The organism is Sinomonas atrocyanea (genome assembly GCF_001577305.1).
Classification (GTDB): Bacteria; Actinomycetota; Actinomycetes; order Actinomycetales; family Micrococcaceae; genus Sinomonas; species Sinomonas atrocyanea.
In genome coordinates this window covers 1,334,955-1,356,236 of record NZ_CP014518.1, presented here as the reverse complement: position 1 = coordinate 1,356,236, position 21,282 = coordinate 1,334,955, and the positions used below count along the sequence as shown (strand labels likewise).

Below are 21,282 nucleotides of genomic sequence, written 5' to 3'. Positions count from 1 at the left end.
AGGGTGTCCCCCGCCACGCTGTCCCGGAGGCCTGCGAGGGGCGGCCCGGCGTACCCGTACTGGTCGAGGTCCTTGCCGTCGGTGACCACCGTGCGCGCCGGAACGTCCGCAAAGACGATCGGCCAGTCGTTGGCCGCGTATACTTGGCTGTTACGGCCATCGGCCGTCCGCGGCGTCTGGCTTGCCCCGCGACCTCCTCGACTCCACGAGAGTATGACGTCACCGGCCTCGGCTGCATCCTCTTCGCCACCACCCGACGGGATGCTATGGAAGACCACGACCGCCGAATGTACCGCACTATGATCTCGGACGCCGCCTCCGGCCTCCTGTCCGGATCGAAGCTATCCCTCGCGGTCCGTCGCCTCGGCGGCTGGACCGAGAACGGGTGGTGGGAGGCGGTGATCTCCCGTCCCGAGGACATCGAGGAGCTCATGGCTGGCGCCCTCATCGATGGGACGCACCTGACGTTCGACGACCGGGCCGACCTCATGGCCTGGCTCTCGTCTGTCGGCGCAACGCCGAGCGAGCCCATTCCGCTGCACTGGCAGGACCTCGCCGGCTTCACGTGCGCGGTCGCCCTGCAGAACGACCGCGAACCTCGGCCCCAGCTTGCCTGAGGAATCCTGCACATGAACGAACTCGAGGCGTCCCTGGTCGTTCGCGCCGGAGCGGACCTGCTCGTGGCCGCGTCCTCCGATCCCCGCTCCAACGAGGGCTACGGCGCGGTCAAGGCCAACATCTCCGCCGCGCTGGACAGCCTCGCCCAGGCGCTGCAGAACTTCGAAGGGGCCGCACGGGAGCCGAACCGCTCGAAGGGCTGGATGGAAGACCTTCGACGGGTGGCCGACGACCTGGCCGGCAGATAGACCACGGTCCGCTACTTCCTTCGGGCCGCCGTCCGTTGACCGCGGCGAGGGGCGCTGGGGACAATGGCTGGACTGAGGGAACCTGTCTCCTGGTCTCGGGGTCTCGACGGGATCGACCATGACGATGAAGAAGCTCGCGGGGGCCGTGGCTGTCGCGGCCGCCCTGCTCCTGATTGCCCCGGCAGTGGAAGCTGCCGCGGCCCCGCCACCTCCGCCCGCCTGCGGCTACTCGTGCCCGGGCCTCGTGGTGGTGGGCAACTGGCTGTGGCTGCCGAGCATCGGGGTCGACGAGTACCAGTGGGCGTACGTCACTCCGGGCTCGCCCTACTGGCACCTGCTGCGGTACCCCGTGTGACCAGGCCGACGTGAGCCGGCGCTGACGCCACCGCCCTGGCCCGCGGGGCGCTAGCCGAGCGCGGCGTCGAGCGTCACGAACCCGTAGCCCGCGGCGCGCAGCTGCGCGATGACGGCGGGGAGGGCGGCCGCGTCGAGGGTCGAGCCGTCGTCCGGGTTCGAGCCGAGGTGCATGAGCACGATCTCGCCCGGCTGGGCCGCGGCCATGACGCGCTGGAGGACGAAGTCCGGCCCGCGGGTCCCGCCCACGGTGCCCTCCCAGCCGAGGGTGTCCACGGTCCAGCGGATGGCGGCGTACCCGGCGGCGTTGACGTCCGCGATGGTGCGGGCGTCGCGGTCACCGTAGGGGAAGCGGAAGAAGGGACGCGGGTCGGCGCCGGCGCCGAGGATCGCGGACTGCGCATTGCCCACCTGGGCGGCAATCTGGGCGTCCGTGAGCGTGGTGAAGTACGGGTGCGTCATGGAGTGGTTGCCCACCGTGTGGCCGCCGGCGACGATCGCGGCCACGTCGGCACGGAACAGGTTCGCCCAGGCCCCCGTGAGGAAGAACGTGGCCGGCACGCCGTTGGCCGCGAGGGTGTTCAGGATGGAGCGGACGGCGGCATTGTTGGCGCCGGCGTCGAACGTCAGCGCGACGACCCTCCGGCTGGTCGGGATGCGCCCGAGGTCCACGCCGTTCAGCGAGGCCGGGAGGGCCGTGTAGATGACCTGCGTGGTGGAGGTAGCCGAGTTCCACAGGATCGCGCCGTGCTGGAAGTCGCTGCGGCGCCCGCCCGTGATGCCGTACTCGCCGCTGATCGGATACCCGAGCCGGCCGTGCTCCCAGCCGAGCGAGGCCCACTGGGACCGGATCCCGCCGCGGACCTCGTGGGCGCCCCAGAACGGGTCCCAGTAGATCGAGGAGCCGTTCGCGCCGCTGAAGTGGTTGTAGCGGCCCACGCCGTCCGGCGCCGCGGTCTCGTCCGTCACCGGGAAGCCGAGGACGCTGGCCGTCCCGCCGAGCCCGATGTACCTGGCCAGGATGGCGCCGTGGACCTCGTGCGCCCCGGTGCCCGGGCTCCAGTACACCGAGCCGCCCGTGAACTCGCTGTACCGTCCCGTCGGCGCCTGGGTGGGGCTCTCGTCCCGGATCGGGAAGCCGAGGAAGCCGGCCGGACCGCCGCGGCCGAGGTACTCGGCGCGGATTCCGCCGTGGACCTCGTGCGCCCCAGTGGCCGTGCTCCAGTACACCGAGCCGCCCGTGAAGTCGTTGTAACGCCCGCCCGCGCCCGGGGTGGTGGTCTCGTCGGTGCGCGGGAAGCCGAGGAAGCCGCCCGGGCCGCCGCGGCCGAGGTACTCGGTGCGGATGCCGCCGTGGACCTCCCAGGCGCCGGTGGCCGCGCTCCAGTAGATGCTCCCGCCCTGGTAGTCCCGGCCCGCGCCGCCGGCCACGGGGTACTCGGAGCCCAAGGGCGCGCCGAGGAAGGAGGCCGCGCCGCCGAGCTGCTCGTAGTGCGCGTCGATCGCGTTGAGGGCGGCCGGGACGAGGACGGGCAGCGGGCCGCCCCCGGCCGTCCAGCCGGTGAGGACCAGCAGCGCGAACATCGCGAGGACGGCTGGGAAGCGGCGCATCGTGACCCCTCGGGCCTGCCCAGGAGGATCCCGGGCTTGTGGTGCCCATGATCCTCCTGGGAGCCCTGCTGCCGCGTGAGGCTTTGGTCCTCCCGGTCAGAACCCCCTGGTGCCATTGGGGGTGCCGAGCCCGGTGGGGCCGTCCCAGCCCGGGCCGGCGGTGCACCAGAGCGCGGGGGTGCAGGTGCCGTTGGAGCCGGACTGCACGTCGAACAGCGCCTCCGAGTGCTCGTACGGGATGCTGTTCGCGTACGTGTCCTTCCCCTTGGAACCCGTGTGGCCGGCGAGGGCGTAGACCGAGGCGATGATCGGGGAGGCCTCGCTCGTGCCACCGAACTGGCCCCAGCTGGCGCTCGCGGCCGAGGTCGGATAGTGGACCGCAAGGCCGCCATGGGCCGGATCGGAGGCCGCGGAGACGTCGTTCATCGCCCGGTTGTCGCACCCGGTGCCGTACTCGTCGGCCGCGCCCAGGGGATCGTTGAACGCGGAGCAGCCCGAGCCGGTGCCGGCCCAGACGCTCTCGGCCCAGCCGCGCTTGGTCCCTGGCGCCGGCGTCAGGCTCGTGCCGCCCACCGCGGTGACGTAGGAGGACGTCGCGGGGTAGGACCCGCCCTGGTAGCCGGAGTCCCCGGCGCTGGCCGTCACGGCGATGCCGGGCACGTTGTAGTACTTCCCATAGGCGTCATCGGAAGCGTCGGCGCCGCCGTAGCTGTTGGAGATGGCCACGACGCCGTGCATCTTAGCCGCGGTCTGGACGGCGGTGCCCACGCTCGTGATCTCCGTGGTGCTGGCCTGCAGGACCACGATCCTGCAGTCCGGGCAGGCGGCGGAGACGGCGTCGACATCGAGGGCCTGCTCCTGGGCCCAGCCGAGGTCGAACCGGGGCAGGGCCTTCCCGCCGTTCTCGTTGACGATCGTGAGGCAGCCGCTCGCCGTGGTGCAGGGAGGCAGGCCGAACTGCTTGCGGTAGGCGGCGAGGTCCCGCTCGAGGTTCGGGTAGCCGTAGGCGTCGACGATCGCCACGGTGCGCCCGCCCGAGGCGGTGCCCTTGAGGTTGTAGGCCGAGCGCAGCTGGGCGGGCGTGAGGGCTCCGGCGGGCGGGGCCGCCGCGCCGCCCGCGGCCCGGCCGACGGCGTCGATCGCCTGGCGGGCGGCGCAGGCCACCTGCCCGGGCCCCGGGGGCGGGCAGATCTGGATAGACGGGTCACCGGCGCCCCGCACCACGAGGGGGGCGGCCGAGGCGCCCGCCGGCGGCGCCGCGCTGGCTGCGGGGACTCCGGCGGTGAGGGCTGCCGCCACGAGCAGTCCCGCCCCGGCGGCGGACAGTAGCTTCCTGATCATGGGGGCTCCTCCTGGCGTCCGGACGCCGCAGGCGGACAACGTGCCTGCCGCATCTGCTTAATCGCTGGCGACGGCCAGCCCTTGCTTCGAGGGTAGGTGCCCCGGGCGCCCGGCAGTAGGGCAACTGGGCAGTAGCTGAAGGAAACCTCGCCGTGGCAGGTCAGCGCGCCCGCGGCGGCCGGTGGACGCCAGACCGCAGCCTCTCCCCCGCGAGGGCACCGATCCAGTAGGCTGCGCAGCACCATGAAGCCCATCGCCGAGAAGACCTTCTTCAGCTACGCGACCGTTGCGCCGATGAGCCGGACTGCCTACGAGGCCGCCCGGGACTTCATGGCCGACTTCTACCAGTACGGCCCGCCCGAGGTGCTCTACCGCTACGACCGGCTGGCCGACGAGATGGCCGGGGAGGCCGCGCGGCTGCTCCACTGCGCGCCCGAGGAGATCACCTACCTGAAGAACACGACCGAGGGCATCATCATCGCCAGCGAGGTGCTGCCCCTCGATCCGGGCGACGAGGTGCTCGTGCTCGGCAACGAGTACCCGGCCAACCTGCTGCCGTGGCTGCGCAAGCGGCACGACGGCGTGACCGTCAGGGTCATCACGGGCCGCGACAACGAGGCCGCCTTCCACCGGCTGCTCGAGGCCGTCAGCCCCAGGACCCGCGCCATCAGCATGTCCTCGGCCCAGCGCTACGACGGGTTCATGCCGGATCTGGCCCTCCTCTCGCGCGTGTGCCGCGAGCGGGGCATCTTCCTCGTGATCGACGCCGTCCAGCACATCGGCGCGCGCTCCTTCGACCTGGCCGAGACGCCCGTGGACATCCTCGTGTGCGGAGGCCAGAAGTACCTGCGCGCCGGCATGGGCATCGGGTTCATGTACGTGCGGCGCGGGCTCATGCCGTCCCTGCGCCACAGCCGGGTGGGCATCCGCAGCATGGAGCGGTTCGACGAGGAGTCCTACGTCCTCAAGGACACGGCTGCGCGCTTCCAGGACGGCACCCAGAACGTCGCCGGGCTCGCGGCGCTGCACGCGTCGCTGCGGGAGCTCAACGCCCTCGGCATGGACGCTGTGCAGGAGAAGAACCTCGCCCTGCTGCAGGGGATCAAGGGCATCCTGCGCGAGCACGGCATCGACTTCATCGACCACGGCACGCGCCAGAGCAACATCGTCTCGATGCGCACCGCGCACCCGGAGGCCCTGTCCGCGTTCCTCATGGAGCGCAACGTCTACATCAAGGTCGTCGAGGACGTGGCGCGGATGTCCTTCATCCACGAGTCCACGCTCGAGGAGGCCGAGGTCCTCGCCCGGCACACCCGCGACTTCCTGGACCGCGCCCGGAACTGATCCGGTACGGAGCGAGCCCGTCCGGAGCCAGCCCCCTCCGAGCTAGCCCTCCGCGACCTCGCGGTAGAAGGCCGGGGCCGGGAGGACGGCGCCCGGGTCCCGCCGCACCGGCACGGGGGCCTCGGTCTCCTCCACCGACCACTCCACGGTGGGCAGGATAATCGAGGGGTCGATGTTGTCCCGGTAGCGGTACGTGAACTCGAGCATCGCGGCCATGTCCGCCTGGAGCCGGGCCTCCTTGTCGGCGTGCCGGGCGGCGATCGCCTCGTGCACCTCGACGTGGGGGTCCAGCCGGCCCACCGGCTCCTGGCGCGGGTTGGCGAGGTGCCTGATCTGGGTGGACGGGTCGATGGCCGCGAGCCGCTGGGCGATCTCGCTGATGCTCAGGCGATGCGTGTAGTTGTGCAGCACCTGGTGCTCGCCCGGGGCGACGTCGAGGTCGGTGAACTCGAGGAAGTTCTCGACCGTGTCCGCGAGGCTGATCAGGCCCGTCTTCTGGCTCCCGTCCCCGTAGACGGTGAGCGGGTGGCCGATCATCATCTGGCAGACGAAGCGGTTGAAGACGGTGCCGAAGACCGAGTCGTAGTTGAACCGGGCGGCGAGGCCTTCGCATTCCTCGGGGTGGTTCTCCGGGATGGTCGCCCCGAAGATGGTGGCCTGCTGCACCGTGATGACCTTCAGGCCCCAGATCTTCGAGCAGAGGTCGTCGATGAGCAGGTCGGTGATCTTGGACTGGTGGTAGAAGTCCGTGGCCTGCATGGGCAGGAAGCCCTGCAGGACCTGATGCTGGGCCCCGTGGTCCTCGAAGGTGAAGTCCTTCTTCTCCAGCGGGATCCAGTCGGTGTCGGTGCCCATGTAGCAGCCGGCCGAGCCGAGCTTGATGTAGGTGGTCGCCTTGCTCAGACCGGCGATGGCCCAGAGGACGTTGAGGTGGCCCACGATGTTGTTCGAGAACGTGGCGGCGGCGTTCTTGGCGCTGCTCATCGAGAACGGCGCCGAGGGCTGCTGGGCAGCGTTGATGACGACGGCGGGCCGGTACTTCGCGATGACCCGCTCCACGGCGCCGGGGTCCAGGAGTTCGACCTTCTCGAAGGAGAGGTTCTGGCCGCCGTAGAGCCTCTCGTACTCGGCGATGCGCGCCTTGGGGGTCTTGAGGGGCACGAGGACCTTCGCCCCGGCCTCCTTCTCCCATCGGCGTTTGATGAGGTTGTCCACGAGGACCACCTGCCGGCCGGTGCGGCTGGCCAGTGCCAGTCCGAGCGTCCAGCCGAGGTAGCCGTCGCCGCCGAGGACCATGATTGTGCCCGATGGGGAGGATGAGCTCTGGGGGTGCATGAGGGTGCCTTCCGCTCTTCGCCACGGCCGGACGCGTTCCCCGCGTCCGCCCCTGTGCCGCGGGGTCCCAGATTCCCCACCGACCCATGGTGGAACGCACAGGTTGCCCCGAGCAAACACCGATAACGCAACAGCAACAGGCGGCACCCCGAGCACACCAGCAACGCCGGCGGCCCGGTCCCGCGTCCCCCCAATGAGAAACGCGGGCCCGGGCCGTCGGAGCCTGTGGCGCGGTAGGCCGCAGCGGTCAGAAGCCGCCGGTGCCGTTCGGGGTGCCGAGGCCGGTGGGGCCGTCCCAGCCGGTGCGGGCGGTGCACCACTGGGTGGTGGTGCAGGTGCCGTTGGAGCCGGAGGCGACGTCGTACAGCGATCCGGTGTGGGCGTACGGGATGCTGTTGGCGTACGTGCCGGTGGCCTTCGAGCCGGTGTTGCCGGAGAGGGCGTAGACGGAGGCGATGATCGGCGAGGCCTCGCTCGTGCCGCCGAACTGGCCCCACGTGGAGCTCGTGCTCGAGGTCGGGTAGTAGACCGCGAGGCCGCCGTTGGACGGGTCGGAGGCGGCGGCGACGTCGTTCATCGCCCGGTTCGCGCAGCCGGTGTTGAAGCCGGCCGCCGCGGCGAGCGGGGCGTTGTAGGCCGAGCAGCCGGAGCCGGTGCCGGACCAGACGGACTCGGTCCAGCCGCGGGTGTTCGAGGCCTGGTTGAGGCTGGTCCCGCCCACCGCGGTGACGTAGGAGGAGGCCGCCGGGTAGGAGGCGCCCTGGTAGCCGTTGTCGCCGGCGCTGGCCGTGACCGCGATGCCCGGGAAGTTGTAGTACTTCCCGTAGGTGGCGTCGGAGGCGTCCGAGCCGCCGTAGCTGTTGGAGATGGCGACGACGCCGGGCAGCTTCGCCGCGGTCTGGACAGCGGTGCCGAGGTTGGTGAAGGAGGCGGTGCTGGCCTGCAGGACCACGATCTTGCAGTCCGGGCAGGCGGCGGAGACGGCGTCGACGTCGAGGGCCTGCTCCTGCGCCCAGCCGAGGTCGAACTTGGGCAGCTTGGTGCCGCCGGTCTGGTTCAGGACCTTGAGGCAGCCGCTGGCGGAGGTGCACGCCGGCAGGCCGAACTGCTTCCGGTACGCGGCGAGGTCGCGCTCGAGGTTCGGGTAGCCGTAGGCGTCGACGATCGCCACCGTCCGCCCGCCCGAGGCGGTGCCGGTGAGGTTGTAGGCCGAGCGCAGCTGCGCGGGCGTGAGGGCGCTCGCGGGCGGCAGGGCGTTGCTGGTGATGCGCCTGCCGGCAGGGTCGGTGGCCGCGCGGGCGGCGCAGGCGGCCTCGCCGGGCTTGGCGTCGGCGCAGACCTTGACCGAGTGGCTGGCTGCCTTGGCGGCCGGCGGTGCCGCGGTCGCGGCGGTGGTGCCGGTGGCGAGCGCTGCCGCGACGAGCAGCGCCGTTCCGGCGGCGGAGAGTAGCTTCCTGATGTGGACCGCCCCCTTTGTGCGTGGTGCGCGGCAGGGGGTCCGGGCCTGCCGCGGGTGCGTTGACTCTGGCCGGCGGCCAGCTCCGCACACCACGTTACGGACGGGTAGGGGCCGGGCAGGGCGATCTTGGGGGAAACTCAGGAAAGCCTTGCACAGCGGTGCCCCCGGCGGCGGGCGAGCGGCGCGCCCGGGGTGCGCGGCCGCCGTCGTGCGCCTCTGTCCCCTGCCCCGCTACGGCAGCGGCGGGATGGCGCGGCCGGGGTTGAGGATGCCGTGCGGGTCCAGGGCGTGCTTGACCGCGTGGTGCAGGGCCAGGCTCGCGGGCGGGAGCTCCTTGGCGAGCCCGTCGAGCTTGAGGGTGCCCACGCCGTGCTCGCCGCTCACCGTGCCGCCGGCGGCGAGGGCGGCGTCGATGATCTCGGTGAACGCCGCGTGCGCGCGGGCCTTGGCGGCCTCGTCCCCGGGCTCGGTGATGATGAGCGGGTGGAGGTTGCCGTCCCCGGCGTGGGCGATGTTGGCGATGAGCACGTCGTGGGCCGCGGCGATCTGCTCGATGCGCGCGAGGACGTCGGGCACCTTGGCCCTGGGGACGCAGACGTCCTCGGTGAGGACCGGGCCGAGCCGCTCGAGCGCCGGGTAGGCGAGGCGGCGGGCGGCGTAGAGGGCCTCGGACTCCTGCTCGTCGGCCGAGACCGCGGCGACGCTGGCCCCGGCCTCCTCGAAGCAGCGCGCGAGCTCCGCGGCCTCGAACTCGCCCTGCTCCCCGCGGGCGTCGGTGCGGCCGATCAGCACCGCGTTCGCGTCGGTGGACAGGCCCATGTGCTTCCAATCATCCACCGCCTTGAGGCAGTGGCGGTCCACGAGCTCGAGCGCCGAGGGGCTGATCCCGGACTCGGCCACGAGCGCCACGGCCCGGCCGGCGTCGACCAGGGAGTCGAACATCCCCGCGACCGTGATCGGCGCCGGCGGCAGCGGGCGCAGCCGCACCACCACCTCGGTCACGACCGCGAGCGTGCCCTCCGAGCCCACGATGAGGCCCACGAGGTTGTAGCCCGCCACCCCCTTGGCGGTCCGGGTGCCGAGCCGGGTGATCTCCCCCGTGCCGGTGACCACCTCGAGCTCGAGCACGTAGTCCCGGGTCACGCCGTACTTGACGCCGCACATGCCGCCGGCGTTCGTGGCGACGTTGCCGCCGATCGTGGACCAGGGCGACGAGGCCGGGTCCGGCGGGTACCAGAGGCCGTGCTGGGCCACTTGGGCGCGCAGGTCGTCGTTGACCACGCCGGGCTGGACCCGGGCCCAGCGCTCGGCGGCGTTGACCTCGAGCACCGCGTTCATCCGCTCGAAGGAGACCACCACGCAGCCCTCGATCGCGTTCGCCGCCCCCGAGAGCCCCGTCCCCGCCCCGCGCGCCACGAGCGGGGTGCCGGTCTCGGCGCACCAGCGCACCACCTCGGCCACCTCCTGCGTGCTCTCCGGACGGACGACGGCGCGCGGGTCGCCGTAGACGGCCCACTCGCCTTCGTCGTGGAGGTAGCCCGCGAGGGAGGCCTGCGCGGTCAGGACGCGGCCGGCGGGGAGGCGGGCTTCGAGGGTGGCGGCGCCGGTGGTCTCGGAGGTGGGCATGGGTGGACTCTATCCCTCGGCTGGGTCTCCCGGCGGGGACCCGGTGGGCGACCCGGCCGGTTTCAGGAGCGCGGCGGGGCGGTGCTGGCGCGCTCGACGAGGTGCACGGGGGCGACGACGCCCGGGGCCGCGCCCGGTTCGGCCTGTGCGCGCCCGAGGGCCTGCAGGACCAGCCGGGCGGCCGCCGCGCCCTGTTCGCCGACGTCCTGCGCGACCGTGGTCAGGTCGAGCAGCTCCGCCAGGGGGTGGTTGTCGATGCCGATGACGGAGATGTCCTCGGGGACGCGGTAGCCGCGGTGGCGCAGCGTGTGGAGGACGCCGAAGGCGAGCTCGTCGCCGTGGGCGTACACCGCGGTCGGGGGCTCCCCGGCTGCATCGAGGATGTCCGCCATGGCCTTGCCGGCGTTGACCGGGTTCCAGTCCACGTCCCTGACGAGCGCGGGGTCGGGGCTGACCCCCAGCGCTTCCAGGGCGCTCTCGTAGGCCCGTGACCGGCCGGGGGTGGCCGGCCATCCGGGCTGGTCCGGGTCGCTGCCGGCGATCATGGCGATCCTGCGGTGGCCCAGGGAGGTGAGGTGGTCCATCGCGAGGCGGCCGGCGTTGACGTCGTCGATGCAGACGTAGGGGTAGGACGCCGACTGGCCGCCCGCGGCGATGATCTTGGCCCCGATGAGCTCGAGCCGCTCGCGCTCGGCCTCCCCCACGGGGAACGCCACGACGACCACGGCGTCGACCTTGCGGCGGGCGGGCAGCCTGGCCAGGAACTCGCGGCGGTCCTCGGCGTCGTCCACGTGGTAGAGCAGGATGTCGAAGTCCGCCTCGGAGAGCACGCGCTCGATCCCGCTGACCATCTGGCCGAAGAACCAGCGCTCGATGTGCGGCACCACCACGGCGACCCGCCCGGTGGTCCCGCTGGCCAGGCGCCGCGCATCGGGCGAGACCACGAAATCGAGGGCGCTGGCCGATTCCAGGACCCGGGCGCGCGTGACGGCCGAGACCCCGTAGGCGTCGTTGAGGGCGCGCGACGCCGTGGAGAGCGAGACCCCGGCGTGGCGGGCGACATCGGCGAGGCTCGGCGCCGTCTGGGAGTTCACACGGCGATCCTACCCCGGCGTCCCCTTGACTTCGGAAGCGCTTCCGACAACACTTTCGGAAGCGCTTCCGAAGGTGGAGCGCACGATCCCGCCAGTGGAGGAAACCACCTATGGGCCTGACCCGTCTTCGCCCCGCCCGCACCCGTGCCGCGGCCGCCGCGCTGGCCGCCACGGCGGCCCTCGCCGCGACGCTCCTGTCCGCCTGCAGCCCGCCGGGAGGCTCGTCCGCCGCGGCCGCCGCGCCCTCGACGGCCAGCACGGACCTCGGCTCAGAGCCGGTCACGCTCACGCTCTACGACGGGGCCGGGCTCAAGCCGATCGACGACGCGCTGATCGGGGCGTTCACGAAGCAGCACCCGAACGTGAAGATCACCACCCGCTTCGACCCGGACAACGTCCAGGCGGTCAACGCCCCGCGGGTGCTCTCCTCCGAGACGCCGCCGGACATCGCGCGCATCGGCGCGCTGGGCGACACCGTCAAGAGCGGCCTGCTCACCGATCTGGCGCCGTGGGCGTCCGCCTACCACTGGGACAAGCTCCCCGGCGGCCAGCTCGCGCAGTACACCTCGACGCCGGACGGCGTGCGCGGCACCGGGGCGCAGTACACCGTGGCCTCCGGCTTCACCGTGACCGGCCTGTACTACAGCAAGAGCCTGCTCTCCCGCCTGGGCATCTCCCAGCCCCCCGCCACGACCTCCGAGCTCGAGGCGGACCTGCAGAAGGCCAAGGCCGCCGGCATCACGGGCATCATGGCCGGGAACCAGACCGGCCAGCTGGCCACCGCCCTGCAGTTCGCGCTCAACAACAGCGTGGGCCAGAAGCAGCTCAACGCGTGGATCTTCGACCAGCCCGGGGCGAGCATCGCGACCCCCGAGGCCACCGCGGCCGCGCAGACCATCGCCGACTGGGCCGCGAAGGGCTACTTCAACGCGGACACGAACGGCACCCAGGCCACCGACGCGCTCGGGCGCTTCGCCCGCGGCGAGGCGCTCTTCTACGCCTCGGGCAACTGGGACTCCTCCTCGCTCCAGAAGCAGATGGGGGACAACGTCGGGTTCGTGCTCCCGCCCGCGACCCAGGCCGGCGGCAAGGTCCTCGCGATGTCGGATCCGGCGTCGAACTTCGGCGTCCCTGCCAAGTCGAAGAACAAGGACGCGGCGGCGGCCTTCCTGAACTTCCTCACCTCGCCCGAGGCCCGGCAGATCGCCGTGGACAACGGCTTCGCCCCGAGCGGCTCCGGGGACGTCCCCGCCACGAAGAACGCCCTCTCCGGCCAGATCCAGAAGGCGTTCTCCAGCCTCGTCGCCGCCGACGGGCAGGTCCAGTACGTCCAGAACGCCAGCAGCGGCGCCAGCAGCGTCTGGACCGCCCAGGTCCAGCTGCTCGCGGCCGGGAAGACCTCGCCCGCCGAGGCGCTCAAGGCCGTCCAGACCCAGTACCAGCAGGACCTGAACAAGTGACCGCCCTCCGCACCGCGGCCCCCGAGACCCGCCCGGGGGCCGCCGCGGCCCCGTCCCGCAGGCCGCGGCGCCCGCTCCGGCGCTGGGGCGGATGGCTGTTCGTCCTCCCCGCCCTCGTCTTCTACAGCGTGTTCGTGCTCAAGCCGCTCACGGCCGCGATCCAGTACTCGTTCTACCGGTGGAACGGGATCACGGTGGCGACCTTCGTCGGCGTCGGCAACTACGTCCGCGTCCTCACCGACCCGCACCTGCTCTCCGGCATCGCGCACGCGTTCTTCCTCATCCTCTTCTTCACCGTCCTGCCCGTGGCCGGGGGCCTGCTCATGGCGGCGCTCCTGCGTGAGATCCGGGCCAAGGCCTTCGGCACGCTGGCCCGAACGGTCCTTTTCCTGCCGCAGATCATCCCCGGCGCGGCCGCGGCGATCGCCTGGGTCTGGATGTTCTCCTCGAGCGGGACCGCCAACCAGGTCCTCTCCGCGGTGGGCCTGGGCGGCCTCGCCCGCGCGTGGCTCGGCGACTTCACCTGGTCGCTGCCGGCGGTGGGGATCATCGGGACCTGGATCAACCTGGGCTTCTGCATGATCCTGCTCCTGTCCGGGATCGGGAAGATCGACGCCTCCATCTACGAGGCCGCGCGCCTGGACGGGGCCGGGTTCGTGCGGACCCTCCTCTCCGTGACCCTCCCGGGGCTCAAGCAGGAGCTCGGGGTCTGCATCACGGTGACGATCATCTCGGCCCTGGCCAGCTTCGACATCATCTTCATGTCCACCCAGGGCGGTCCGGGCTACTCCACGATGGTCCCGGGCGTGCTCGTGTACCAGCTCGGCTTCACCGAAGCGCAGGTCGGCCTGGCCTCGGCCCTCGCACTCGTGCTGACGGTCCTGATCCTGGCCGTGGTCCTGCCTCTCCAGCGGCTCTTCAGGACGGAGGACTGACCATGAGGGCACCACTGAAGGAACGGCTCCCGGGCCTGGTCCTGCTCCTGGCCGCCATGCTCTTCTCCATCGTCCCGCTCGCGAGCATGCTCACCGCGGCGCTGCACCGGCAGGGGACCGTCCCAGTCGGGATCGAGTGGCCCGCGGACCCGCAGTGGCACAACTTCATCGACGCCTGGAACGTCGCCAACATCACGCCCCTGCTCCTCTCGAGCCTCCTCCTCGTCGCCGGCGTGGTCCCCGCCGCGGCCCTGATCGCCACCATGGCCGGCTACGGCCTCGGCCAGCTCAAGGTCCCCGGCGGTGCGGTCTTCTTCGTCCTGCTCCTGCTCGGGCTGACCCTCCCGCGCGAGGCGACGATCGTCCCGCTCTACTACCAGCTGCGGGACATGGGGCTGCTCAACAGCCGGCTGGGCCTCACCCTCGTGCTGATCGGCGAGTTCATGCCCTTCGCCGTCTTCTGGATGCGGGCGCACTTCCTCACCATGCCCAAGGAGCTCGGCGAGGCCGCCTCGATCGACGGCGCCGGGGCCTGGCAGAGCTTCCTGCGGATCCAGGCGCCCCTCGCCGTCCCGGCCGTCTCCTCGCTGTGCCTGCTGCTGTTCCTCTGGACCTGGAACACGTTCCTCGAGGCGATCGTGCTGGTCGACGATCCCAGCCAGCGCACCATGGCAGGAGCGCTGCAGAACTTCGTGGGCCTGCACTCGACCGACGTGGTCCTGCTGAACGCCGGCTCCCTGCTGATCATGGCGCCGACGATCATCGTGTTCCTGCTCTTCCAGCGCCACTTCATCAAGGCCATGATTGCTGGCACCGTCAAGGGCTGACCTCCAGCCCGCCCCACCCCACACTGAAGGACCCATGACAGAGACCCAGCCCCTCGACGCCGGGCCGCTCGCCGGCGCGGACGCCGACTGGTGGCGGCAGGCCGCCGTCTACCAGATCTACCCGCGCAGCTTCGCCGACTCCAACGGCGACGGGATCGGCGACCTCAACGGCATCACCTCCCGGATCCCCTACCTGGCCGAGCTCGGGATCGACGCCGTCTGGCTGAGCCCGTTCTACCCCTCGGCGCTCGCCGACGGCGGCTACGACGTGGACGACTACCGCGACGTGGACCCGCGCATCGGCACCCTGTCCAACTTCGACCGGATGACCGCGGCCCTGCACGCGGCGGGGATCCGGGTCATCGTGGACATCGTCCCGAACCACACCTCGGACCGGCACGCCTGGTTCACCGAGGCCCTCGCCGCCCCGAAGGACTCCCCCGCGCGCGGCCGGTACATCTTCCGGGACGGGCGGGGGCCGGACGGCGCCCTCCCGCCGGACGGGCTGCAGTCCCTCTTCGGCGGCAGCGCGTGGGAGCGCGTCACCGAGCCGGACGGGAGCCCTGGGCAGTGGTACTTCCACCTGTTCGCCAAGGAGCAGCCGGACCTCAACTGGGACAACCCGAAGGTGCACGAGGACTTCCTGACGACCCTGCGGTTCTGGTCCGACCGCGGCGTCGACGGCTTCCGCGTGGACGTGGCGCACGGGCTGAAGAAGGATATGGCCGCGGCGCAGAACGGGCTGTGGACCACGGACCCGGACGAGGTCCTGCGCGGGGGCGAGCACCCGCTCTGGGACCGGGACGAGGTCCACACCGTGTACGCGGAGTGGCGCAAGGTGTTCAACGAGTACACCCCGCCGCGCATGGCGGTGGCCGAGGTCTGGGTCGCGCCGCACCGCGTCCCCCGGTACGCCTCCGCCGAGGGCCTCGGCCAGGCGTTCAACTTCGACCTGCTCAAGGCCGACTTCAACCCGGGCCAGTTCCGCACCGTCATCGAGAACAACCTGGCGCTGGCCGCGGCGTCCGGCGCGTCCTCGACGTGGGTCTTCTCGAACCACGACGTGGTGCGGCACGCCACCCGCTACGGCCTGCCCAACGGGACCGGCCGCCGCGGGCTGGGCACCGACGGCCTCGACTGGCTGCTCGCCGGCGGCGACCCGGGCGAGGTCGACGCCGAGCGGGGCCTGCGCCGGGCGAAGGCGGCGACGCTGCTCATGCTCGCCCTGCCCGGCTCGGCCTACCTGTACCAGGGCGAGGAGCTCGGCCTGCCGGAGGTGGGGCAGATCCCGGCCGCGGACCGCCAGGACCCCATCTACTTCCGCAACGGGGCCAACGAGGTGGGCCGCGACGGCTGCCGCGTCCCCCTCCCGTGGGAGCCCACCGGCACCTCGTTCGGCTTCGGCGCCGACGGCTCCCATCTCCTCCAGCCGGCCTGGTTCCGGGACTACGCCGCGAGCGTCCAGACCGCCGACGCCGGCTCCACCCTCGCCTTCTACCGGCGGGCGCTGGCGCTGCGCCACCGGCTGCAGGGGGCCGAGGAGCTCGACTGGCAGGCCTCGTCCGGCGACGTCCTGCACTTCGCCCGCCCGGGCGGCTGGCACGTCGTGGCCAACTTCGGCGAGGCGCCCGTCGAGCTGCCCGAGGGCGAGGTGCTCCTGGCCAGCGCCCCCGTCGAGGGCGGCAAGCTGCCCGGCGAGGCGACCGCCTGGGTGCGGGTCTGAGGTGGGCCGACGACGGCGGGCCGAGCCGCCGTCGTCGGCCTGCTCCGCCCGGGCGCTCCAGGAGGGCACACTGAGGGGGTGAGCCAGAACCCGTGGGTGCTGCACGTGGACCTCGACCAGTTCCTCGCAGCGGTCGAGGTGCTGCGCAGGCCCGAGCTCGCGGGCAGGCCCGTCATCGTGGGCGGCCGGGGGGACCCGACGGAGCGCGCCGTGGTCTCGACCGCGTCCTACGAGGCCCGGGTCTACGGGGTGCGCTCCGGCATGCCGCTGCGGATCGCCGCGCGGAAGGTGCCTGACGCCGTCTTCCTCCCGGTGGACCGGGAGGCCTACCTCGAGGCGTCCGACGCCGTGATGGCCACCCTGCGCGCCCAGCCCGGAGCGACCGTGCAGGTGCTGGGCTGGGACGAGGCCTTCGTGGGCGTCGAGACCGACGATCCGGAGGCCTACGCGCGATCCTTGCAGGCCGCCGTCCTGGAGCGGACGCGGCTGCACTGCAGCGTGGGGATCGGCGACACCCTGGTCCGGGCCAAGGTGGCCACCGGCTTCGGCAAGCCGGCCGGCGTCTTCCGGCTCACCGCCGGAAACTGGCTCGAGGTCATGGGCGGCAGGCCCACCAGGGAGCTGTGGGGCGTCGGCTCCAGGGTCTCGGCCCGGCTGGCCACCCTCGGCATCCGGACCGTCGCCGAGCTGGCCGCCGCCGATCCCCAGGACCTGGTCCCCGAGTTCGGCCCCAAGATGGGCCCGTGGTACGCGCAGCTGGGGCGCGGGGACGGCTCGAGCGTGGTGGACAGCACGCCCTGGGTGGCGCGCGGGCACAGCCGCGAGACGACCTTCCAGCGCGACCTGACCGACCTGGTGCAGGTGGACGCGGCCGTGCGGGAGCTGGCGGCGCGCGTCCTGGAGGACGTCGCGGCCGAGGGGCGGCCGGTGGTGGGGCTCACCCTGAAGGTCCGGTATGCCCCGTTCGACACGACGACGCACGGGGGCAAGATCCCCGAGACCTCGGACCCTGGGGAGGTCGTCGCCCGCGCCCTCGAGCTCGCGGCCTCGATCGAGCCCGGGCGCCCGATCCGGCTCCTCGGCCTGCGGGCGGAGCTGGCGATGCCCGAGGATGCCAGGGAGGGGCACACGCCCACCCGCGCGGGCTGGTGACGGCGAGGCCTGTCCGGGCCTACCATGTCCCCACATCGTCGCGGCTGGGAGCGCACTCATCGAGGAAGAAGCCCGCCGTGGTCGCCGTCCAGATCCGTTCGATCAGAACCGCAGACGGCGGCTCCCTGCGCCTCTACAGCTACGGCAGCGGGCCAGGCGCGGTCCTCGCCGGGGGCAGCCTGATCCGCACCGCCGCCTACGCGAGGTTCGCCCGGGGCCTCTCGGCGACCCTCCCGATCCACCTGTACGACCGCCGGGGCCGCGGCGGCTCCGGCCCGCAGCCGGCCGACTACTCGATGGAGACCGAGCTGGCGGACCTCCAGGCGGTCCTCGACGCAACGGGCAGCTCGGTGGTCCTGGGCCACAGCTTCGGCGGGGGCATCGCGCTCGAGGCGGCGCTGCGGCTGCCGGTGAGCCGGGTGGCGGTCTACGACCCGGCCGTCAACGTCGGCGGGTGCCTGCCGACCAGCATGCTCCCCGCCCTCACCGCCGCGGCCGCGAGGGGCGACCACGTGGGCGCCGTCGTGGTCTTCTCCCGGGAGATCGACCCCGTGATGGCGAGGGTGCCGCTGCCCGACCCGGCCGCGCGGGCGCTCGTGTGGAGCGTCGCCCACCTGACCAGGGACGGGCACGCCTGGAGGGAGATGGTGCCCTCCCTGGCGCACGAGCTCGCGCTGCTGGACGGCAGCCGCGAGACCGCCGAGCGGTACGCCGGCATCGCGGTCCCCCTCCTGCTCCTGGCCGGCGCCCACAGCCCCGGCTACTTCCGCACCATCGCCGCCGGCGTCGCCGCGGCCCTCCCGGGCAGCACCAGCCTCGTGGTCCCGCGGGCCGGCCACGGCGCCCTGCACCGGCCCTCGGAGGTGATCCTCTCCGCCTTCCGCCGGTTCCTCGCGCAGGCGGCGTAGGCGCGCTCCGCCTCCCGCGGGACTCCGCGGGCCACTGGCAGACTGGCCCGTGGCGAAAGGAGCCCCGACCCGATGACCGAACCCCAGCCCGCACGCCGCGGGCGCATCGCCCTCACCGGCGCCGCCGGGAGCCTCGCGCGCGACATCATCCCCCACCTGCGCCGCTGCGGGTACGAGCTGGTCTGCCTCGACCAGGCCGAGCCGGCCGACCCGATGGGCTGCGAGTGGGTCATCGGCTCGATCCACGACGCCGACCGGCTGCGGGAAGCGTTCGCCGGCTGCGCCGCCGTCGTCCACCTCGCCGGCATCCCCCTCGAGGCGAGCTGGGAGGAGATCTCCCGGACCAACATCGACGGCACCCAGGCGGTGCTCGAGGCGGCGCGCGCGGCCGACGTGCCCAAGGCGGTGCTCGCGAGCTCGATCCACGCCACCGGCTACACACCGGTGCCCGCGGAGGGCGACCTGCTGCCAGACGACGTCCCCGTCCGCCCGAACACCTTCTACGGGGTGTCCAAGGCCGCGGTCGAGGCGCTCGGGAGCCTCTACGCGGACCGGCACGGCCTGGACGTGGTGTGCCTGCGGATCGCCTCGAGGTTCGCCAGGCCCGAGAACGAGCGCATGCTCAGCACCTGGCTCTCCCCCGCCGACGCCGGGCGCCTGTTCGAGGCCGCCCTCTCCGAGGCGGCGAAGGGCTTCCGGATCGTGTGGGGCGTCTCCCGCAACACCCGCGGCTACCTCTCCCCCGACGGCGGCCGGGCCATCGGCTTCTTCCCCGAGGACGACGCCGAGGCCTACGCCGGCGAGCTGCCGGCCGACGCGGCCGGGGCCGCCCAGGGCTCGGAGTGGGACCGGCGCTGCATCGGCGGCGTGTTCTCCTCGCCCGAGCCACCGATGTTCTCGCCGCGGGCGTGACGTAGCCCGCCCGTGCTACGTGCCGGCTACTGCCGCCAGCGCAGCCGCGTGTCCGTGGCCGAGGTCTTGCAGGTGTAGAGCACGCCGGTGGAGCTCACGCCCTGGGCACCCGCCGTGCTGCAGTAGGAGCCGGGCGTGACGGTGGGCAGCGCCGGCGCCGGGGCGGGGGCCTGCGGCGCGGACGGATCGGGCTGGTCCGTGGGGGCCAGCTGCCCGGGGCACTGGGCGAGGATGCCGGCGATGGCATCGTGCTCGGCTTGCGTGACCCACAGGCTGTAGGTGGCCTTCACGGAGACCTGGCGGGCGACGTACGCGCAGCGGAAGGCGCTGTTCGGCGGCAGCCAGGTGGCGGCGTCGCCGTCGCCCTTCTGCTCGTTGGTGGGCCCGTCGGTGGACTGGAGGTTCAGCGGGTCGTTGGCCAGGGCCACGCGCTGCTCATAGGTGAGCTGCTGGGCGCCCTTCTGCCAAGCGTCGGAGAGGGCGACGACGTGGTCGATCTGCACGGCGTCGCTCGTGCCCATCCCGCGGAGGAACGCGATGCTGGTGGCGGTGTAGGGGTCGGCGAGGGTGCCGGAGGCGACCGTGCAGGGGACGGAGGTGACGTAGGCGATGTCCGTCAGGTCGCGGTTGAGCATGTCGTTGCGGGTATCGCAGCCGTTCCCGTCCACGTCGAGCCAGGCCGAGCCGAACTGGGAGCGGTCGTAGCCCGTCTTGGGGGCGCGGCCCTTGACCGGGATGGTCTCGAGGAGGGCGGCCGCTTCGGTGCCGTAGACCGGCTCCGGGTTCGGGGCGGCGTAGGTGGTGGTCGTCGTGGTCTGAGGCACGACGCCGGCCGCCTGGGCGGGCGCGGCCGTCGCCCCAGCGCTGCTCGCCACAGCGAGTGAGGCTGCCAGGAAGGCGGAGAGGGCGAGCGGGCGCTTGGCGGTGGCTGGGTGCGGGCGGTGCAGGTGCGGCATTGAGTGTTCCCCCGGGATGTGAGTGAGTCTTCGCCCCCATTGTGCTGGGCAGTGCTCCCTCAGCTCCGGTTTCTCACGATCTCCTGAGCCAATCCTGAGCCCGGGGGGAGGCGATCGCCGCACCCTTCCCTGGGGACGGCCTGTTCCCGCGTCTAACGATTCAATGTCTTGGCCTCGACCGCGTAGGCCGCGGAGCTACTTGTACCAGACCGCGACTCCATGGTGGTGCGAACACGTTCCGCTATGGTGCGCCGAATACGAGTATGTGCCGTCTACGCACAGTGCGGTGGCTCCCGCCGGCCCTCCAGCTGGGGCAGGAACCGGAGCCGCAGGGGCGGGTACTGCCGGGGCCGGAGCAGCCGGCGCTGGCGCTGCCGGAGCCACGACGTAGGTGCCGTAGGCGGCCCACCAGTCAGAGGCGATGGCCTGTTGGGCCGTCCCGAGCCCCAGAGTTCCGGCACATACGAGTTCGTGGAGCTTGTTCTCAAGCTCGTCCTTCGACTTGGCTCCTCCTGAGGTGAGGTTGGACGGCTCTGGCCAGAGATTGTGGATGTCAGACGGAGCGCCACCCAATTCGAGCGGAATCAGGTGATCTTCCTCGTAGTCAGCTGGATTGGTGCCGCCGCTATACGTGTATCCCCCGGCGAGCTGGGAGACCTTGAGGTTCGAGGTGTACTCCTCAGGGGGCCGGACCTGTGCCGTCCAGCCCGTCACGCAGATGGTTGCACCAATGGTGGATTGGGTGACCGCGGGGTTGGTCGCCCCAGGAGTAGTGGCCTTGTCCGGAAGAACCGCACCGCCCGCAGCTCGCACAGCGGCTGAATAGGCCACTTGCGGCGCCGCGGACGGCGATGTGGTCACTGCGGACGATGCCGTCGTAGAGGGCTCGGCGGTCGAAGACTGGGGCGTTGGCGTCGGCGAGGGTGAGAGCTGCGTTGTCTGTGACAATGCGGGTGACGCGGTCGCGCTGCTTGTGGCCTGGGGGGCGGTATCGCTCCGAGAGGCCTTGACTGCCGCCGGTACTGGCATGGTGGCGGCGGCCGCCGCCATCGACGTGAAGCCGACGACGATGGACGCGGCGACCCCGATCGCCGCCACTTTGCGACCCCCGAACCGCAACCAGGAATGTCGTCCCGTGATGAGCGCGTAGAGAGCCGTCACCAACGTGGTGCCGAAAAGGAAGAAGACCCAGACAAAAGAGATGGGAGTGAAGAAGGTCAGCAGGAGCAACAGTGCGACTATCGACGCACCCACCCAAGTTGACGGACCCCAATTGCGTGTTGCGTTCATCGCTCCCCCAATGGATACAGTTGTAGTCAATTGCAGCTCGCGCCGCCGAAGACCTTGTTTGGGGATCGCCATTGAGCTGAGCAAGGTCA

The 21,282-nt window shown here is 72.1% G+C and carries 20 protein-coding genes; 12 read left to right on the top strand and 8 right to left on the bottom strand.

Annotated features, from left to right (window positions below):
* Positions 1-287 precede the first annotated feature (287 nt).
* From SA2016_RS06375 to SA2016_RS06365, 3 genes are all read left to right on the top strand, one after another.
* Positions 288-617: a hypothetical protein gene (locus SA2016_RS06375; RefSeq protein WP_141305631.1), complete on the top strand. Its 330-nt coding sequence runs from the start codon at positions 288-290 to the stop codon at positions 615-617.
* A 12-nt stretch (positions 618-629) separates the two neighbouring features.
* On the top strand, positions 630-866 hold the full coding sequence (locus tag SA2016_RS06370; protein WP_066496725.1) for a hypothetical protein: 237 nt from the start codon (positions 630-632) through the stop codon (positions 864-866).
* Between the two features lie 118 nt (positions 867-984).
* Positions 985-1,221 carry a hypothetical protein gene (locus SA2016_RS06365; protein WP_066496724.1) on the top strand — a complete coding sequence of 79 codons (237 nt, stop codon included), beginning with the start codon at positions 985-987 and terminating at the stop codon, positions 1,219-1,221.
* A gap of 50 nt (positions 1,222-1,271) precedes the next feature.
* Here the strand turns inward: SA2016_RS06365 and SA2016_RS06360 are convergent, their stop codons facing one another.
* Together SA2016_RS06360 and SA2016_RS06355 are read right to left on the bottom strand one after the other, a co-directional pair.
* Entirely contained in the window at positions 1,272-2,831 is a 1,560-nt protein-coding gene (locus SA2016_RS06360; RefSeq protein ID WP_066496723.1) for a polysaccharide deacetylase family protein, read from the bottom strand.
* A 96-nt stretch (positions 2,832-2,927) separates the two neighbouring features.
* On the bottom strand, positions 2,928-4,172 hold the full coding sequence (locus tag SA2016_RS06355) for a S53 family peptidase (RefSeq protein WP_066496722.1): 1,245 nt from the start codon (positions 4,170-4,172) through the stop codon (positions 2,928-2,930).
* A gap of 243 nt (positions 4,173-4,415) precedes the next feature.
* Between SA2016_RS06355 and SA2016_RS06350 the strand changes: the two genes are divergently transcribed.
* The gene (locus SA2016_RS06350; protein WP_066496720.1) at positions 4,416-5,516 is read left to right on the top strand and encodes an aminotransferase class V-fold PLP-dependent enzyme; all 1,101 of its coding nucleotides are present in this window, start codon (positions 4,416-4,418) and stop codon (positions 5,514-5,516) included.
* 42 nt (positions 5,517-5,558) lie between these two features.
* On the opposite strand, the gene SA2016_RS06345 is transcribed toward SA2016_RS06350, so the two are convergent.
* The 4 genes from SA2016_RS06345 to SA2016_RS06330 all read right to left on the bottom strand — a co-directional run bounded on the left by SA2016_RS06345 (position 5,559) and on the right by SA2016_RS06330 (position 11,030).
* Positions 5,559-6,851, bottom strand: coding sequence for an NAD-dependent epimerase/dehydratase family protein (locus tag SA2016_RS06345; protein ID WP_066496718.1), 1,293 nt, complete (start codon positions 6,849-6,851; stop codon positions 5,559-5,561).
* Positions 6,852-7,098: 247 nt separating this feature from the next.
* Positions 7,099-8,403: a S53 family peptidase gene (locus SA2016_RS06340; protein ID WP_218030613.1), complete on the bottom strand. Its 1,305-nt coding sequence runs from the start codon at positions 8,401-8,403 to the stop codon at positions 7,099-7,101.
* Between the two features lie 138 nt (positions 8,404-8,541).
* Positions 8,542-9,936, bottom strand: coding sequence for an FAD-binding oxidoreductase (locus SA2016_RS06335; protein ID WP_066496716.1), 1,395 nt, complete (start codon positions 9,934-9,936; stop codon positions 8,542-8,544).
* Between the two features lie 62 nt (positions 9,937-9,998).
* Positions 9,999-11,030, bottom strand: coding sequence for a LacI family DNA-binding transcriptional regulator (locus SA2016_RS06330; protein WP_066496715.1), 1,032 nt, complete (start codon positions 11,028-11,030; stop codon positions 9,999-10,001).
* Positions 11,031-11,140: 110 nt separating this feature from the next.
* On the opposite strand from SA2016_RS06330, the gene SA2016_RS06325 reads away from it, so the two are divergent.
* From SA2016_RS06325 to SA2016_RS06295, 7 genes are all read left to right on the top strand, one after another.
* The gene (locus SA2016_RS06325) at positions 11,141-12,490 is read left to right on the top strand and encodes an ABC transporter substrate-binding protein (protein WP_066496713.1); all 1,350 of its coding nucleotides are present in this window, start codon (positions 11,141-11,143) and stop codon (positions 12,488-12,490) included.
* Positions 12,487-13,425 carry a carbohydrate ABC transporter permease gene (locus SA2016_RS06320; protein WP_084249355.1) on the top strand — a complete coding sequence of 313 codons (939 nt, stop codon included), beginning with the start codon at positions 12,487-12,489 and terminating at the stop codon, positions 13,423-13,425. Before SA2016_RS06325 ends, SA2016_RS06320 begins: the two co-directional genes overlap by 4 nt.
* Positions 13,426-13,427: 2 nt before the next feature.
* Positions 13,428-14,252 (top strand): carbohydrate ABC transporter permease, encoded by an 825-nt coding sequence (locus SA2016_RS06315; protein WP_066496712.1) that lies wholly within the window; start codon positions 13,428-13,430, stop codon positions 14,250-14,252.
* A gap of 34 nt (positions 14,253-14,286) precedes the next feature.
* Positions 14,287-15,975: a glycoside hydrolase family 13 protein gene (locus SA2016_RS06310; RefSeq protein WP_066496711.1), complete on the top strand. Its 1,689-nt coding sequence runs from the start codon at positions 14,287-14,289 to the stop codon at positions 15,973-15,975.
* Positions 15,976-16,053: 78 nt separating this feature from the next.
* Positions 16,054-17,127, top strand: a complete 1,074-nt coding sequence (locus SA2016_RS06305; protein WP_442758772.1) for a DNA polymerase IV — start codon at positions 16,054-16,056, stop codon at positions 17,125-17,127.
* 77 nt (positions 17,128-17,204) lie between these two features.
* Positions 17,205-18,035, top strand: a complete 831-nt coding sequence (locus tag SA2016_RS21735) for an alpha/beta fold hydrolase (RefSeq protein ID WP_066496709.1) — start codon at positions 17,205-17,207, stop codon at positions 18,033-18,035.
* Positions 18,036-18,107: 72 nt separating this feature from the next.
* On the top strand, positions 18,108-18,947 hold the full coding sequence (locus SA2016_RS06295; RefSeq protein ID WP_066496708.1) for an NAD-dependent epimerase/dehydratase family protein: 840 nt from the start codon (positions 18,108-18,110) through the stop codon (positions 18,945-18,947).
* Positions 18,948-18,973: 26 nt separating this feature from the next.
* Here SA2016_RS06295 and SA2016_RS20795 read toward each other — a convergent pair whose 3' ends face one another.
* A complete protein-coding gene (locus tag SA2016_RS20795) occupies positions 18,974-19,903 on the bottom strand; it encodes an HNH endonuclease family protein (RefSeq protein ID WP_084249353.1) in 930 nt (309 codons plus the stop codon).
* Positions 19,904-20,098: 195 nt separating this feature from the next.
* Positions 20,099-20,287, bottom strand: coding sequence for a DUF3761 domain-containing protein (locus SA2016_RS21975; RefSeq protein WP_229710833.1), 189 nt, complete (start codon positions 20,285-20,287; stop codon positions 20,099-20,101).
* Positions 20,288-20,756: 469 nt separating this feature from the next.
* On the opposite strand from SA2016_RS21975, the gene SA2016_RS21730 reads away from it, so the two are divergent.
* Positions 20,757-21,053 (top strand): hypothetical protein, encoded by a 297-nt coding sequence (locus SA2016_RS21730; protein ID WP_066496706.1) that lies wholly within the window; start codon positions 20,757-20,759, stop codon positions 21,051-21,053.
* Positions 21,054-21,282: the final 229 nt, after the last annotated feature.

Bases quoted from the DNA above. Each gene is read 5' to 3' on its own strand.
- SA2016_RS06375 (WP_141305631.1), top strand. From the start codon at position 288: ATGTACCGCACTATGATCTCGGACGCCGCCTCCGGCCTCCTGTCCGGA.
- SA2016_RS06370 (WP_066496725.1), top strand. From the start codon at position 630: ATGAACGAACTCGAGGCGTCCCTGGTCGTTCGCGCCGGAGCGGACCTG.
- SA2016_RS06365 (WP_066496724.1), top strand. From the start codon at position 985: ATGACGATGAAGAAGCTCGCGGGGGCCGTGGCTGTCGCGGCCGCCCTG.
- SA2016_RS06360 (WP_066496723.1), bottom strand. From the start codon at position 2,831: ATGCGCCGCTTCCCAGCCGTCCTCGCGATGTTCGCGCTGCTGGTCCTC.
- SA2016_RS06355 (WP_066496722.1), bottom strand. From the start codon at position 4,172: ATGATCAGGAAGCTACTGTCCGCCGCCGGGGCGGGACTGCTCGTGGCG.
- SA2016_RS06350 (WP_066496720.1), top strand. From the start codon at position 4,416: ATGAAGCCCATCGCCGAGAAGACCTTCTTCAGCTACGCGACCGTTGCG.
- SA2016_RS06345 (WP_066496718.1), bottom strand. From the start codon at position 6,851: ATGCACCCCCAGAGCTCATCCTCCCCATCGGGCACAATCATGGTCCTC.
- SA2016_RS06335 (WP_066496716.1), bottom strand. From the start codon at position 9,936: ATGCCCACCTCCGAGACCACCGGCGCCGCCACCCTCGAAGCCCGCCTC.
- SA2016_RS06325 (WP_066496713.1), top strand. From the start codon at position 11,141: ATGGGCCTGACCCGTCTTCGCCCCGCCCGCACCCGTGCCGCGGCCGCC.
- SA2016_RS06315 (WP_066496712.1), top strand. From the start codon at position 13,428: ATGAGGGCACCACTGAAGGAACGGCTCCCGGGCCTGGTCCTGCTCCTG.
- SA2016_RS06310 (WP_066496711.1), top strand. From the start codon at position 14,287: ATGACAGAGACCCAGCCCCTCGACGCCGGGCCGCTCGCCGGCGCGGAC.
- SA2016_RS06295 (WP_066496708.1), top strand. From the start codon at position 18,108: ATGACCGAACCCCAGCCCGCACGCCGCGGGCGCATCGCCCTCACCGGC.
- SA2016_RS20795 (WP_084249353.1), bottom strand. From the start codon at position 19,903: ATGCCGCACCTGCACCGCCCGCACCCAGCCACCGCCAAGCGCCCGCTC.